The sequence below is a fragment of the Flavobacterium chilense genome (assembly GCF_001602525.1).
GTDB classification, from domain to species: domain Bacteria; phylum Bacteroidota; class Bacteroidia; order Flavobacteriales; family Flavobacteriaceae; genus Flavobacterium; species Flavobacterium chilense.
Genome location: NZ_LSYT01000014.1, coordinates 28,491 through 44,211, shown reverse-complemented (window position 1 = coordinate 44,211; position 15,721 = coordinate 28,491). Strand labels below are relative to the sequence as shown.

Below are 15,721 nucleotides of genomic sequence, written 5' to 3'. Positions count from 1 at the left end.
ATTTTATTGCCGAAGTAAAAAACAGATCCTAAATTAAGATAATTGATAACATAATCTATGAATATCTATTTTTGTTACATTTACCAGCAATAACGATTCTTCTATTTGATGATTTGCTAATGGTAATGTGATTTTCATGCCAAAAATTTAAAATTTGTAACTGTCTTATTTTAAATTTTTTATTATTGAATAGAATTTAAAAGTGTCCGGAAATGGACAGCTTTCGTCCAAAACTGAACAAAAATGAAAAAGACAAATGCCTCAATTTTAATCATAGACGATCAGGAAGACATCCTTTTTGCGTCGAAAGTGTTCCTGAAAAAGTATTTTGAAGACATTTATACACTCAATAATCCGAAAAATATTGTCGAATTATTGTCGAAAAAAAGCATTGATGTCGTTTTACTCGACATGAATTACAGAATAGGTTTTGAAGACGGAAAAGAAGGCTTGTATTTATTGAAAGAAATAAAAACGCTTTCGCCTAAAACCGTTGTCATTTTAATGACCGCTTTTGGCAAAGTTGAAACCGCTGTTGAAGGTTTAAAATCCGGAGCTTTTGATTATATTTTAAAACCCTGGGAAAATAAAAAACTACTGGAATCTGTAAAACAGGCTGTTGACAAATCACGCAAAGAGCAGAAGAAGGAAAAAAATATGGAGATAAAAGACGACTTTTTTATCGGTACTTCCGAAATCATAAAAAAAGCCTATTCTTTAGCCGATAAAGTAGCCAAAACCGATGCAAATGTTTTGATTCTTGGTGAAAACGGAACCGGAAAATTTGTTCTGGCGCATCATATCTACAAACAATCTGAAAGGAAAAACAATCCTTTTATAGCCGTTGATTTAGGTTCTTTAAATTCGAATATATTCGAAAGTGAATTGTTTGGCTACGTAAAAGGTGCTTTTACAGATGCCAAAACAGATACTCCAGGACGTTTTGAGATGGCACAAAACGGAACTATATTTTTAGACGAAATCGGAAATGTTCCGCTGCATTTACAATCAAAATTGCTGCAGGTTATCCAAACCAAAACAGTAACAAGATTGGGCGAAACAAAAGCAAGGCCTTTAAATGTTCGTATTATTACTGCAACCAACTTAAACCTGAAACTAGAAGTTGCGGACAAAAGCTTTCGGGAAGATTTATATTACCGCATCAATACCATGGAGATTGTTTTACCTGCACTAAGAGAACGCAACGAAGATAAAATTCCTCTGGCTGAATATCTTTTAAATAAAATGATCGAAAAATACAGCAGGGACGAAATTACTTTTGATAAAAAAGTGCCGGAACAAATCGAAAAACATGCCTGGAACGGAAACATTCGCGAGATGGAAAATAAGATTGAACGCGCTGTTATTCTTTGCGAAAACAATACGATTACGGTTGCTGATTTAGATTTGGAAAACATAACGGCTTATGAAGAAAATCCGGCTGATATTCAGCTTTCTTCAGTTGAAAAAGCTGCTATCGAAAAAGTATTACACAAGAACAATAATAATATCAGTAAAACTGCCGAAGAACTGGGATTATCAAGAGGTTCTTTATACCGTCGTTTAGAAAAATATAACATCAGCATTAATTAATATGTTTCAGTCTTTTAAAACATACAAACTTTTATTTCTGAGATTAATTCTTATTGTCGCAGCAATCGAAGTTTCGATTTTATTCTTTAAAAAAGATTTGCTTTTTACTGGAATATTTGGAATTTTCATTGTTTTTCTGCTGTTGCGCGAAATGTATTTTTATGTCCGGAATTTTGTTTTGGTTTATAACAAAACAATCGCTTCAATTTTACAAAATGATTTTAGTTCAGATTTTTCGAAACAGAAATTCAATAAAAACTATACTGATTTATTTCTTTTATATGAGACTTTAAAGGACAAACAAAACGAACAAACTTCACGGGATATTATTTATCGTTCGATCCTGAACAATATTGATATCGGAATTATCATTTTGCAAAAACAGGATAAAGAATGGAATGTTTTTTTAATGAACAACTATTTTTCGACTCATTTTAATGTTCCGAAAATATCGAAATGGAAATATCTAAAAAACCGATTGCCTGCTTTATGTGAGATTATCGAAAAAGATAATTTTGAAGAAATTAAAACTACAATTGAAATTCAGGCACACGAACAAAACAGACAGACTTTTGTTTTACAGGCATCCAGAACAGAAATTTTTGAACAGGATTATAGTATTGTTTTACTGGATTCGATTCAGAGTGTAGTCGAGAAAAAAGAAAAAGAAGCCTGGGTCAATTTGATGAAAGTTATCTCGCACGAACTTTTAAATTCTATAACTCCTATTCGTTCTATTTGCCAGAATCTGCAGGATTTAGTCGAACAGGATTCTATGTCTGATGAAGATTTAGAAGATGTTAAAAACAGCGTCGAAACGATGTTAAGGCGAAGTGATCATTTACAAAAATTTGTCGAAGGATATCGAAAACTTGCCATGCTGCCTTCTCCTAAAAAAGAAAAAACAGAATTACAGCAATTGATCGATAATAGTCTTGAGGTCATGCATTTGTTATTGAAACAAAAAAATATTGAGGTTATCAATACAATAGATTTCAAAAGATACATCAATGTTGATGCTCAACAAATTGAACAAGTCGTAATTAATCTGTTAACCAATAGCATGTATGCATTGAAAGACAGTTTGCACAAACAGATTTTTATTTCGGCGGAAGCCAAAGAAAACCGCTTCTTCATTAGAATCACCGATACCGGAAATGGTATAGAAAAAGAAATCGAAAACAAAATATTTCTGCCGTTTTTTACCACCAGAACAGAAGGTGCCGGAATTGGACTGACTTTATCAAAAAACATTATTGAAGCTCATGGAGGTTACATAAACCATAAATACGAGGACCAAAAAACAGTTTTTGAGATTTGTCTGATTGAGGACTAAATATTCATATTATGTCACATCTGAGTGAAATTCTATAACTCTGTTTTCCTGATTTTAAAATAATTAAAAGAATATTCTAATCCTTATTTAAAAATCTAAGACTCCTATATAGTTAAATTGGATTATTGAGAAGATATAAAGTAAAATCATTTTTGAGAAAATTAAATAAATTCTCATTACCAGATTTTTTCTTTTTGTTATTGCTTAACACTTTCCATTGATAAAAAAATTTCTTTATAAAATTTTGTTGAAAACATATAAAAATTAGTTAAATAAACTATAAAATTGAAACGAACAGCAGTCTAAAAACAATTAATTTATTAAGATTACATTAAATACTTTTTTTTATAAATTTTAATAAATGAATCATTTTTATTAAAATTTATGAAGTATTATAACATTAATCGCATTAAAAACAAAATAAGTTAAAAACCCCTTGCTCTATAAAAATGTTAATTTTTGGCATTAAAATTTAAATCAATTTATCATGAATTATTGTTCTTACGTGAAACCTCAATAAACAGATTGTTTCGATTACGAATTTTACATCATAACCCTAAAAACATAATCATGATAACTGGAAAATTAGAATACATTAGAATGATCCGCAAATTATATTTTGAAGAAAAAATATGTATTAAATTACTAGAAGCACTATTAATATTTGAAAAAGAATTACTTAACTAATTTTTTTTACCAAATATTTTTTTTTTACCAACAAAGAAAGCCCTTATCTATCTTCAGGTATTGGGCTTTTTTTTCTACAATACCAAAGTTCAATTATATTACAGGACATTTTTCAAAATCTTAACAGTAGAAATACTTGTAAAAAAACTGTACTCAATTATCTAAAAAAGCTACATGATGAGATTATCGAAGTTAACTTGCTTTACACTTTTGTAAAGCAATGGAACATAACTGTATAACCATCTTACATCTATTTTTTTAAGCCCCACTTTCGAGCAATCTTTGCAATCTTAAAAAGAAACAATAACTTAAATGAAAGATGAAAAAATCCCTGTTATTAAAGTTTACAGTTTTTTCCATTAAGAATAAAAAATAGAATTTCTTATAATAAACATTGAATGGAACAATTTATCTACCCAACTCTTACCGCATTTTTTGCTGCTTTTATCACCTGGTTATTCTCTATGAGAAAATCATTAGCCCAAGATCGGGCTGCAGAACTTGACAACGCTGTAAATGCTGTAAAATATTATCGCGACCTGCTTGATGATATTACAGCAAGATTGACAGCAGCAACAGAAACCATTAAAAAAATGGAAATACAGCATAGAGAACTAATGGTTGTAAATCAACAATTAGTTGATGAGTTACAAAAATTTAAACAATTAAACGGAAAGCAACAATGACATTAGCTCAAAAAACATTAGAAATTGCCATTGCGCAAATTGGCGTTCAGGAAATTCCGAAATATAGTAATTCAGGTCCTGAAGTTGAAATTTACTTAAAAAGTGTTGGTCTTACAAGAGGATATTCCTGGTGCATGGCCTTTGTATACTGGTGTGCTCAAAATGCTGCTCTCCAGACCAAACTTAAAAATCCTTTAAAGAAAACTGGTGGTGTATTAGATCAATACAATTCAAGTCCGCTTTTAGTTCAAAAAGTTCCTGAAATAGGCGACATCTTTATTCTGGACTTAGGAAAGGGATTAGGACATACCGGGATAATTGAAAAAATAGCAGGAAATATTATTCATACCATTGAAGGAAATACTAATGACACCGGAAGCCGTGAAGGATATAAGGTTTGCAGAAGAAAAAGAGAAATCAAAACAATAAAAGGCTTTTTAAGACTATAAATAATTTGACCATTTCTAATATAGAAAACTATAAAAGTATTTATGTGTTACTCAAGCCGAATCAGGGTGTAGATTAAAAAACCTAAAGATTCGTCTTGAGAACTATAAATTTATTATCAAAAAAATACTAAAAATTTAGGTATGGTGATTAATTGTGGCCACAATAAGGAGTGAAAAAAAATGATATTGAAAACTTCATTCTCTGTTCCTAATCGTACTATTCCCAGGAGCCAAATATAAAATCCTTATATACAGACGTAATCTTTTATCATTATGCTTTTCACTCCTTATAATCATCTATAAATTAAAAAATATATAATCTTTAAATCCATGTTTTAAAATCTGATTTTAAAGATATAATCAAAAAATGACAATATTGAATTACTGTAAGTTTATCTTAGAAAATCCATAGGTAGTTTAACCTATTTTAGATTTTGCGGCATCGATTTTGTTATAAAACTTAAAACTCATTGTGGTTTATTTGTTCCTGCAGGTAATGCAATAACAGTTGCCTCAGGAACAAAAACCAACAGAAAACCATTAAAATATATTATGTTTTTTTGTACAAATTATGATGATATATAGTACAATATTTATATCAAATTTTAGTTAGATATGCTACATAACATTATTTCTAAAAAACATAAATGAGCATTTTCGGGTTCTACTTTTCAATTAAAGTATGACCCTTTTTTGATATAAAATGATAGCTATAATGCTACTTTAAATTTGAATGAAAATGAAAGAACAAGTATTAAAACTTCCATTTATTTAAAAAAATGAAAAAGACAATTTTAGTATTCAAACTTACTATTCCATTATAACAGTAAAAAAATGGTTCAATTTCCATAAATTTTCTTTTTTCAATAAGACTTTAAATAACATTATCTCTCACTAATAAAAAATAAAAAATGCCTCAAAGAAAGCTGGAATATATTAAATTATTACGTAAATTATTTTTAGAAGGAAAAATAACAATTGAGTTATTAGAAGCTTTACTTATTTGTGAAAAAGAATCATTTAATTGATTTTCTCGATTTTTTTAATGAAATACTTTCAATTTCATCAATGATATTTAGCCCGCTCTCAATTTCTTTTGGACTCATAACCTTATTTACGGGATTTTGTGAAGTTAAAAAATCAATATTGTTTTTATAAAATTCAATTTGTTCCTGTTGAAACTTTAATCTTTCTTTTAGTAAATCGTTTTCTAAACTTAACAATTTATATTCTGCTGTTTCTATATCTAAACATTCAATTTTTGTTTTATCAGACGAAAATTCATCATTTTTATCCAGCAAAAGCCACTCGAAACTTATACCGAATACCTCATGCAACTTGATTATAAAGTCAAGTTTGGGTATAATACCTTTTCTGTAATTTCGAATATTAGCTTCACTTGTCCCCATAGCCTTTGCAAAAGCACTGTTGTTTCCTTTGTATTCTTTAATAGCCAGGTCGTCAATTTTTTCATTTATAGTACTCATATATAACACATTATAAATAATATCGAAAAAAGTTTCGTTTTTTATTTTTATATTCGAAATAAATTTCGATATTTGTTTTCGAATTTAAAACAAAGTTACTAAAAATTAATTGCCCATAATACTAAATAACAACCTAAAACTATGTTTAAAGATAACTGCATATCTCTGATAAACGAATAAAAAAACAAAGAAAGTGCTACAAAAAATCTATCAAATAAATCAGAAGCTTAACTTAAATCATAATTGTATCGTGAAAGTCTATAGCTAAAAACAAAAAACGAATAAATTGAATCATACTTAAACTTGCAGCAAAAAAATGACAAACTCTCAAATTAAAATCAAAATTCAAGAATTAGAAACCTGGCTAATAGAAAATCCAAATAATTCTGAACGCAATTTAATAGAATCAGATTTAAAGAAATTAAGAACTTTATTAGAAGTAAACCATGAATAAAATTCAAATAAACGATCGAATTAATCTACTATACTTATCTCTCCAATTTTGTACTGATCAAATCAAAACATTTACAGTTGGAGAAAGAATCTGTATCAATCAGGAGAGATTTCAATGGTTACATATACTTTCTAATCCTGAAGCAGAACCAAGGCTGGTTTCTGTTGTAATAGAAGAAAAAATAGAGCAAACTAAAAAACTAATTGCAATGTATAATTATAAACCAATACATCAAAATCCATTTGATTTTGAAAAAACAGAAACTGAATTTTAATATGGAACCAAATTACAACTTTAGCACAATACTTTTATTAGCTTTTTTACTTATCATTACTAATCTAAAACCCATACTAATATTTAGGGAATGGTTAAATTTTAAAATAAATACAACTTTTAAACAATACAAAAATGAACGTAAAAATAAAGTCAATTAAAATCTAAATAAACTTAAAATATTCCGCCTTCCTATCTAAACCTGTTGTTTTCTTTTGAGAAATTATGTTTTTGAAATAAATGTAAAAAAGAAGATTTTACAAGTAATTTCGCGATAAGGAATCCTTATCAAATCAAACTCTTTATCATAAAATCATTAAAACTGTTTTAAAAAATCTTTTTAAAACCTAAGGAATTTCTATGTCCAAAACTAAACAATAATCTAACTGTAAATACAAATTAACCACATGTCTATATCAACAAACAGAAGTCTTGGTACACAAAGAAATAAACTATTACGTTACAAACTTATTAAAGATCTTTATTACAAACACAAGACAGAAGATATTCCAACTACTGTGGTCTGGAGAAAATATATTTGTCCAGTTTATCCTATTTCACGCACCACTTTATATGAAATTTTATGCACTTCTGTAACTATAGAATTAAAAAAAATAGAAGAAGCTATTAGTAAACAAACCAAACTTTAATTGTACAACTAAATATTATTTTTTCACCTCATCAATTGTACTAATTTTTTAAATACTATATGTATAATTCAAATACTTTACAACTCTGTACAATCTTTGAACACAACCGTACAACCTCCTAGCATCTTTTTTTTTAGCAATCATTTTAAGTCAATCTTTGCTCTCACAAAAAAATCTCCGCAATACATACAAATTAGTAGTCCTCTCTTTTTCAAAATCATTAAAAACAAATATATCCTATGAGAAGAAATTTAAACAGTATTATTTTTTTGTTTTTTTCTGCCTTAGTTCTGGTCTCGTGCCGCAGCCCGAAACCGGTTCTAAGTGAAGAGAAGGCAAAAACTATTACTATCAAAGAAACAGTACACGATACTGTTTTTAAAATTCAGAAAGACAGCAGCTCTTATAGAGCATTTCTTGAATGTCAAAACGGAAAAATAGTTGTTAAGAATGTTACTCAGGCCGAACCAGGGCGTACATTAAAAAGCCCAAAGGTTCGTCTTGAGAACAACAAACTCAACGTAGACTGCGAACTCAAAGAGCAGGAACTCTATGCTCGCTGGAAATCTCAACAGGTTAAGGAAATCGAAGTAAAAACCATCAACACCACAAAATTTGTGAACTATTTGACTTTTTGGCAAAAGGTGCAGATTTGGCTGGGGAGGATTTTTCTTTTGGTGTTGGTTTATTATGTAGTCAAACCAATTGCAAGATTCTATAGGCTAGTCTAGAACCAGGTAAACAATTTTAAAAATAATTCATTCTAAAATTTTCAAATGGATTTTAGATTATAAAAATAAACACATGTCAAAAATATATTTTTTTACAAAAGAAAGTTCAATAGAAACGGATCAATTAGCAGAATTGGCTTTTGGACAACAACCTGAAGTAGGGAGTGTTGAAAAATACAATTTAGATAATAATTTTTCGGTATCTGAGGATGCTCCAGCCTATGCAATTACGAAATCTTTAGTATTTGCAATGCCAAGTAATGCCAATTATTCATTATTAAACATTGCATTGCTTCCATTAAATACTTATGTGAGTGGCTTCCCTGTAAAAATGTTTATTTACAGAGGAATTAAAAAATCATCATTAGTTGATAGCCTTCAAAACATTCCAGAATCTGATGGAACATGGGATTCAAGCAATATTCTTAAAGTCATAAAAGAGGTACAGGATAAACTGAATTCAAAAAATGGCACCAATTTAATTGCTAAGCCAGACTGCTTAGGCCTAAACTTTTCTGAACTTCCAGATACTACTTTTATCGAAAAAATATTTTTTGATGACACAGACAGCTTCCATCCGCTTATTGTTGAAGCTGGATGCCAAATTGGAAAATTTACTGGTGGATCAACTCTTGCAGGAATTGAAGTTGTTCTTGATATGATTGGTTATGAGCCAACATTAAAACTATTAAAAGCTTCAAATCATACTTTAGAAATTGACAAGCTAACTATTAATGAGAACTTAACTGACGTCGAAAAACTTAAGCTAAAATTCAACAACCGATTTAAGAAAGAAGAAATATTAAACTATGTTGATATTACTGCATTTTATGGCGCTACAAAAAATCAGGGATTAAGAATAAAAGGTGCCGATAGCGGTGAAAACTTCTTAAAGAAGTTTTACAATAAGAATACGGTTTATATTGATATCAGAGATGATTGGGGTTTTTCATACAATCACTTCTTTAAGTTCAAAGACGAACTAAGGGTTGGTTTTTACTCAGCAGACAGTGCTGTCAAGGATCCTGTATATACTGATATGAATTATTATACTGATTGGCCAATCCTTAAAATTACTAATCAAATTTATAACAATAGTAAGAAGTGGTTTCATATCAAAATTCCAATATATATAGGAAGTCCGATAAACGCAAATTTCCTATCCTCTTACGTAGGCAAAATCTCAACAGAAATAGATACTACCCAAAAGAAACATTTTATAATTGCAGATGGAGACGGAAGTAATAAAATACTACTCAAAGAGTCAGAGGCTGTTAAATTAAAAAACTGGAAATATAATGACAATAAACTAGGTAGTAACTATATTCTTTTAAAAAAATCCACGAAAGGAGATACAAATAACACGCAGAATATTTCATCTATATGGAACAATTTTTTCTCTTTAAAGATGAATAATATTTTTGGTTTCAATGATTTAATTGATGGAGATTTTAGAATTTACACTTATTCTTCAATAAATTTTCCATTAATAATTGACTCTAAAAAAGGTGAAGCTTATTTACCAACTGCAGGAATTGCTATTGATAAAAATCATGTCACCTTTTTTTCTTACAAAGACGAAGTCGCCTTTAAAAGTGTAAGTAATAAAGCTGACAATCCAGTTGCTATAATTGGAAAAGGTAAATTCAATATAAAATTTAATACTGCAGATTATGATTATGAAAACACTACGAATCCACATACTGGATTTTTAAATCAGATCGTTAAAACATCAAAAATTGGAAACTTTGAATTAACTAAGTTTTCAATTTCTGATACCGAAAATACATCTGATACTGTTAAGTTTCTTACTTATTCAAAAACAGGGGATACGAGTATTAATGATGCAATATTTAAAACTTTTGAGTCGATTACTTTAACTCATAATGAATACAATTCTTTAAAAGCATATCAACTAAGTGTAAATAGTGATTTTCCTAACCAACCACTATTTATAAAATGCAAAAAATATACTTCTAAAGCTTATCAAACTTTTACACTTGAAGAATATACCTTAACATTAGGAATTCCAACTTTTGTTGATAATAAAAATTCTGATCTAAATTTTATGACAATTGCTGATTCACTGGAAGAAATCACTTACGATGACTTGCCCATTACCTTAACAAGCATTAACTAATCTTCAATCCTTATAAATTATGTCTTTACATATATCCAAAAACGCAATTAACAATATACCATTAACAGATGAAAATCTCACTAATGACAACATTGGAGGAATCCTGTTAAATGAACCACTATCGACTAGTAAATATTTAGTAAAATTAGCTAAAAACGATGTCGCTAATCAAAAACTTGGACTTAAATACAAATCTTTTGGTCAGCATATTACAATTTTAAAAATGGCCTTAACAGCCATTGATGCAATATACGATGAATATACAATTCCAAATGAATTAATCGCAACAGGAATTTTTGATATCAATCTAGAAAATGCAATAAAAACTTTCCAAGGAACTACAATTTTTACGGCAAATAGATCTATTGATATCAATGGAATTGTTGATTCAAAAACTTTATTAGCAATTGATGCTGCATTGAGCCGAGATAACATTTTTGACTACGAAAAGAAAAAATATGTTGGAAAAGTAAACTCGAGATCATCTTTTTATATTGGCAGTGATATATCTAATCCGCATCCCAATTATAAAATTATAATAGAAGGTGGTGATGAAATTACAATTGAGGCCAAACCAGAATTTGGTTTCTCTTATATCAATTCTGGAAATGATGGTAAACATGTATATGGTGTTCCAAATGAAAAATTTCAAACTGAAATTGACAAGCATCCCTTAGTAATTGCAAAAAATTCAAAACGAGCAATTGAAGGAATTCCTCCCATAAAAAGTATTGGTTTAGCAAAATTAGATTATAATTTGGAATTTGCTAATGCAAGTGTTCCAATGACAAATATTCAAAACGAATTAAGCAAAACTGCTCCCTTATTATTTGATGATAACGGTGCTAAATTGTACAAACTAAAAGAAGGTGATACTATATCTAAAATAGTATTAGACAATTATTACGGAGGTGGAGATTATGCTATTATGGATCCATACAACAATGTTCCAATCTTTACTTTAAAAGAAAGAATCCCGTTCCCGGAAGACAAAAGAGGAGATGATGCTCGTTTTCAATTTTATCATAATTTATTGTACTATTACAATTCTGAAAAAAAAGGAAGTGAACCCGTAAATGAGTGGGGATTTCGAACTAACAATTACGAAAGATATACAATTGATCATTTGGACATGGTGGATATTTTTGATAATGAGTATAAAGAAGAGGATCCAAATACGGCATTACCAAATTATTACCGTTTTTTAAAAAAAATGGAAGAATTAAATGCAAATAGTAAAATGATTTTTAATCCTCTAGGAATTACAACTTCTTTTACAACTGTTCCAGGAGAAAACATAAGAATTCCTTCCAGACAATTTGCAGACACCATGTATTATTTTTTAAATTTTAGACATGATGAAATGCTAGTTAAAAAAGAACCGGAAGATGAAGCTTCAACCGTTATGGACTATATTAAAAATGAAGCTTTAGGTGATATTGTTGATCTTATGTCTGATTCCATGGACGCCCTATCTGAAATAGCAGAAGAAGTAAAAGAAGATGCAGTTTCTTTATACCATGAAACTTTAGATTTTTTTGTCTCTGCATATAATTTTGTTATACAGACATTGGTCGATTACTGGCCTAGAGGACTTGGTGGGAAATTTGGGGTCGGCGTAGGGATAACATGGGGAATTCCTGTAAAAACTAAGGCAGATGTAGAAAAAAGTATTTCTCGTAAAATGACAAAAGCAACTGAACTTACTTTAATATACACTGATGAACAGGTTTTTGAACTAAGTGTGGAACATGCAGAAGGATTTAGTTATGGTATTGGTCAATATTCTGGACATGGTCGTTCAAAAAAACTGTTTGGTGCTTTTGCAGGTTTTGAAGCTACAGCCGGATTAACATTAACCCAAAGTTCAGAGTATGAATTTCCTATAAGGCAAAATGAAACAGCTCTATTAACAATGGTCATGAATGTTTTTGTTGGACAAGTACTACAATCAGCATCTAAAATTTTTACATGCTTGGAATCTTTAAATCTCGACCCTAAACACTATATAACCAAACTAGAAGTAAAATACAATTTAGGAATTGATGCAGAAGTTGGAGCACTGATCGGTACCAAGTTAAAAAAAGGATTAGATATACCTAATTCTAATGTTGAAGATCCTACGATTCAAAATGCGACTAAAAGCTATGGTTCTGTGTCTAACATTTTTGAAAAAATCCCCTCAATTGGTGTTCATGGAGATATAAGCATAAATGCAGGAGCAGCTTATAGCTATGAAGCAGAATATGATGATGCCCCATATACAAAAGGAAATAAGGGACGGGTATTTTCGAAAATAAAAATTGAAAATCAATATTATATTGATGGAAAAATTGATCTTTCACTAATAAATAATATCTTTAAAAGTCTCATCCCTGGCTCTGAAATTCAACCCACTTATATAGGAAAACTTTTTGACAAAATAGAATTTGATAAAAAGGGAATTATGCTAGGAACTTTATATGAATTTACAAGAACAGGTTCACCAGACTCCCTTACTAGTGATGATTTTAATTTTAGTGACATTACTTACGATGAAGACGATTTTACGTTAAAATATTTAAGTGGTAGTAATGTATCTAAAGAAGTCTCGTTACATATTGGAGCTTATTCAGGTGATGCAGATTCTCCTAAAACTGACGGAAAATATCGTCTACATATGCCTACATTTCATGATATGTGGATAGCAGGACTTAATTTCGCTTTTACTTCTGTCGTGGCTTTTAAACTTTTTAAAGGACTCGAACTTCACAAACAAGTTGGAATCTTTGATTTTGATGGAAAAGCAAACAATGTAACAATAAGTGACAACTCTATATGTGACAAAATAATTCAGGCAATGAAAAAGGCTAATATTGTAAAAATGGAAGCAAAAACAATTGTTGCATTTGTAGAAAAATTTCTTAATCATACAAAAACAGAATTGAACTTAGATCTAAAAATGAACATTGATTTTAATGAAGATTCTTTACTAAAAAATTTACTTGAATTTCAATTAAAAAAATTATATCAGAAATATGTAACTTTCGAAGGTAACTACGCTTTGGGTCAAATATTGGAGAAAGATATTGAAACCAAAAAAGCTGAAATTTTCAAAGAATTGAAAAGGCAGAAAATCGAAGAAGGAAAAAAACAATTTGAGCTTATATATAGTAAAAACAAAATTCCAGAAAGTAATCTCGATAGTTTAAATTTGTTTATAGACAAAGAGATTAGTTCCAAAGGAGATCCTCATGGGAATTATTTTACTGTTGCTGCGAGATTTCTTATGGGAATTTTTAATGCTAATTCTTATATGAACAATTACAAACTCGATAAAGATGAAGATTATGCAATAACTGAAATCATAAATCTTTTCAGTTTTATAGCGTCCTTAACAGGATTTGAAGCTAAACTTGATAGTAGTTTAAACTTTGGATTAGATGCAGAATTTAAAGGTGGTTTATTTGGAGCAGTTGTTGGCGGTTCGGTAGAGGGTTTTGTTGAAATAAATTATAAGCCTACTTTGTATGAAAATGGCAAAATAACTTTTCTAGAATCGAACGATCCTTTAAAAGCAGTCTTTACAGAAATTGAAAATATACTTGAAAACATAACCGATGATAAACGAATTAAAGCAAAAACATTATTTCAAGTGCTTTAAATAATATTCTATAAAAAAAGATGACAATCACATCTAAAAATACAGTAAATTTCCTTCCTTTACTGAGAACTAAATTTTTATGAAAACAACAATTAGCTTTTTGATTTTTATTAGCTCATTACTATTATCAAATATTGTCAACGCTCAAAACAGTCTAAATTACAATAACTTATTTTATGAAAAATACAATGCGATTAGTAATCAAAACTTAAAAGATTCTGTAAAATCTGTTCATCTCAAAATAAGTAAACCAAAAGAGGATATTCCAGAATATAAAAAAACAGATGCTATCTTTAATAATGGAATTAGAGGTCCTGTTTATTTCTATTTTGATAAATTTCAAAGGCTTCAAAAAAGATCAGGTATTGTTTTTCCACGTCTAAACTATCTAGAAGATGATTCTAAAACAGAAAACGAATATGAATATAATGAAGCCGACTGGGTAGAAAAAAAGGAATTAAGATCTACTTTAAAAAAGTATTATCCTGTGATGGATTATAATTTATTAATCAAATTAAATCAAATTAGCATTCCTAAAGCAGATGAAATATCTGAAGAAGATGGTAAGATTTGGCCTCATTATAGAGAAGATAAATTTGAATACGAAATTGACGATGCAGGAAGAATTATTAATGCGAAAGAGTATTTTGTATATAGGACTGGTAAAGAAACCATGAACAAAAAAGTCAATGATAATGATTTGGTAAATCAAACAACATTTATCTATAATGAGAAAGGGCAAGTTACAAATCAAAAAATTACAGTTGGTTTATATGCTCAGAATAAAATAGCATATCACTTTTTAGGTACTGAGTGTTCTTATTGTAAAGACTTACAATTACAATATGAATATGACTCAAAATCACGCATTATCAAGATAATTATGTTTGGATGTGGAAAAGTTGTTGCGCAACAAGATTATAGCTACAATTCCATTAAAGATTATGTAGAAACTGTAAAATATTATGTGACAGGAAATGGAGGAATAGCCAATCCTACTAGAAATTTCGTCAAAACATTTAATGAACAGGGTGATATTATAAAAAGAGAATACATTCCTGATTATCCAGACCAAGATATCATTCAAAAGATAAGTTACTACACCTACCAATACGACAGCCATAACAACTGGATAAAATGCAACATATTCCTTGAAGGAACACCAGATAGAGAACCGACTTTGGTTGCAGAAAGAAAAATCGAATATTACAATTAGTCTTTTACAAAATACTATCCCAATACTGCGCTTTATTTTAAGCGCAGTAAAAGGTAGCTTTCATTTACTTTAAAGCATAGACATCTTTTCTGATGCCATCGTTCTGTAAGCGTATTTAAAATCGTTATTTGTATTGAGATTTATATCTCTAACTTTCTAAAAAAGGCTTAATTCAAGCTCACAATCTCAATTTCTAAATATTGAGAAATTTCCCTTTTCTTTTCATTCAAAGACTAATTTTTTCGCCTTGAAAAAAGTATAGCTGTCCACTTTCTGTACAACTCTGTTAAGTATTACAATACAAGTGTTCAACAACCTTGCAGTTGTTTTTTAAAGCACTTTTTTTTGTAAATCTTTGCAATGTCAAAAAGAAACA

The 15,721-nt window shown here is 29.3% G+C and carries 12 protein-coding genes; 11 read left to right on the top strand and 1 reads right to left on the bottom strand.

From position 1 onward, the window contains the following. Positions 1 to 243 precede the first annotated feature (243 nt). From A4F88_RS23920 to A4F88_RS23905, 4 genes are all read left to right on the top strand, one after another. Positions 244 to 1,593, top strand: coding sequence for a sigma-54-dependent transcriptional regulator (locus A4F88_RS23920; RefSeq protein ID WP_068845513.1), 1,350 nt, complete (start codon positions 244 to 246; stop codon positions 1,591 to 1,593). A gap of 1 nt (position 1,594) precedes the next feature. Beyond that, positions 1,595 to 2,929 (top strand): sensor histidine kinase, encoded by a 1,335-nt coding sequence (locus A4F88_RS23915; protein ID WP_068845511.1) that lies wholly within the window; start codon positions 1,595 to 1,597, stop codon positions 2,927 to 2,929. A gap of 1,085 nt (positions 2,930 to 4,014) precedes the next feature. Continuing rightward, positions 4,015 to 4,302: a methyl-accepting chemotaxis protein gene (locus A4F88_RS23910; protein WP_068845510.1), complete on the top strand. Its 288-nt coding sequence runs from the start codon at positions 4,015 to 4,017 to the stop codon at positions 4,300 to 4,302. Beyond that, positions 4,299 to 4,751, top strand: a complete 453-nt coding sequence (locus A4F88_RS23905) for a CHAP domain-containing protein (RefSeq protein ID WP_068845509.1) — start codon at positions 4,299 to 4,301, stop codon at positions 4,749 to 4,751. Before A4F88_RS23910 ends, A4F88_RS23905 begins: the two co-directional genes overlap by 4 nt. Before the next feature lie 1,016 nt (positions 4,752 to 5,767). On the opposite strand, the gene A4F88_RS23900 is transcribed toward A4F88_RS23905, so the two are convergent. Continuing rightward, positions 5,768 to 6,238, bottom strand: a complete 471-nt coding sequence (locus A4F88_RS23900; protein ID WP_068845508.1) for a helix-turn-helix domain-containing protein — start codon at positions 6,236 to 6,238, stop codon at positions 5,768 to 5,770. 316 nt (positions 6,239 to 6,554) lie between these two features. Between A4F88_RS23900 and A4F88_RS25540 the strand changes: the two genes are divergently transcribed. From A4F88_RS25540 to A4F88_RS23870, 7 genes are all read left to right on the top strand, one after another. Then, positions 6,555 to 6,692, top strand: a complete 138-nt coding sequence (locus tag A4F88_RS25540) for a hypothetical protein (RefSeq protein ID WP_156062679.1) — start codon at positions 6,555 to 6,557, stop codon at positions 6,690 to 6,692. Continuing rightward, complete coding sequence (locus A4F88_RS23895) at positions 6,685 to 6,966, top strand: hypothetical protein (RefSeq protein WP_068845507.1); 282 nt, start codon at positions 6,685 to 6,687, stop codon at positions 6,964 to 6,966. The genes A4F88_RS25540 and A4F88_RS23895 overlap by 8 nt, the downstream gene beginning before the upstream one ends. 406 nt (positions 6,967 to 7,372) lie before the next feature. Beyond that, on the top strand, positions 7,373 to 7,615 hold the full coding sequence (locus A4F88_RS23890) for a hypothetical protein (RefSeq protein WP_068845505.1): 243 nt from the start codon (positions 7,373 to 7,375) through the stop codon (positions 7,613 to 7,615). Positions 7,616 to 7,854: 239 nt separating this feature from the next. Next, positions 7,855 to 8,346: a hypothetical protein gene (locus tag A4F88_RS23885; RefSeq protein WP_068845502.1), complete on the top strand. Its 492-nt coding sequence runs from the start codon at positions 7,855 to 7,857 to the stop codon at positions 8,344 to 8,346. A gap of 73 nt (positions 8,347 to 8,419) precedes the next feature. Beyond that, the gene (locus tag A4F88_RS23880) at positions 8,420 to 10,486 is read left to right on the top strand and encodes a hypothetical protein (RefSeq protein WP_068845501.1); all 2,067 of its coding nucleotides are present in this window, start codon (positions 8,420 to 8,422) and stop codon (positions 10,484 to 10,486) included. Positions 10,487 to 10,505: 19 nt separating this feature from the next. Next, entirely contained in the window at positions 10,506 to 14,129 is a 3,624-nt protein-coding gene (locus A4F88_RS23875) for a peptidoglycan-binding domain-containing protein (RefSeq protein WP_068845500.1), read from the top strand. 79 nt (positions 14,130 to 14,208) lie between these two features. Then, entirely contained in the window at positions 14,209 to 15,345 is a 1,137-nt protein-coding gene (locus A4F88_RS23870; protein WP_068845498.1) for a hypothetical protein, read from the top strand. Positions 15,346 to 15,721: the final 376 nt, after the last annotated feature.

Coding starts and splice junctions, on each gene's coding strand:
- A4F88_RS25540 (WP_156062679.1), top strand. CDS start 6,555: ATGACAAACTCTCAAATTAAAATCAAAATTCAAGAATTAGAAACCTGG.
- A4F88_RS23895 (WP_068845507.1), top strand. CDS start 6,685: ATGAATAAAATTCAAATAAACGATCGAATTAATCTACTATACTTATCT.
- A4F88_RS23910 (WP_068845510.1), top strand. CDS start 4,015: ATGGAACAATTTATCTACCCAACTCTTACCGCATTTTTTGCTGCTTTT.
- A4F88_RS23920 (WP_068845513.1), top strand. CDS start 244: ATGAAAAAGACAAATGCCTCAATTTTAATCATAGACGATCAGGAAGAC.
- A4F88_RS23885 (WP_068845502.1), top strand. CDS start 7,855: ATGAGAAGAAATTTAAACAGTATTATTTTTTTGTTTTTTTCTGCCTTA.
- A4F88_RS23890 (WP_068845505.1), top strand. CDS start 7,373: ATGTCTATATCAACAAACAGAAGTCTTGGTACACAAAGAAATAAACTA.
- A4F88_RS23915 (WP_068845511.1), top strand. CDS start 1,595: ATGTTTCAGTCTTTTAAAACATACAAACTTTTATTTCTGAGATTAATT.
- A4F88_RS23905 (WP_068845509.1), top strand. CDS start 4,299: ATGACATTAGCTCAAAAAACATTAGAAATTGCCATTGCGCAAATTGGC.
- A4F88_RS23870 (WP_068845498.1), top strand. CDS start 14,209: ATGAAAACAACAATTAGCTTTTTGATTTTTATTAGCTCATTACTATTA.
- A4F88_RS23875 (WP_068845500.1), top strand. CDS start 10,506: ATGTCTTTACATATATCCAAAAACGCAATTAACAATATACCATTAACA.
- A4F88_RS23900 (WP_068845508.1), bottom strand. CDS start 6,238: ATGAGTACTATAAATGAAAAAATTGACGACCTGGCTATTAAAGAATAC.
- A4F88_RS23880 (WP_068845501.1), top strand. CDS start 8,420: ATGTCAAAAATATATTTTTTTACAAAAGAAAGTTCAATAGAAACGGAT.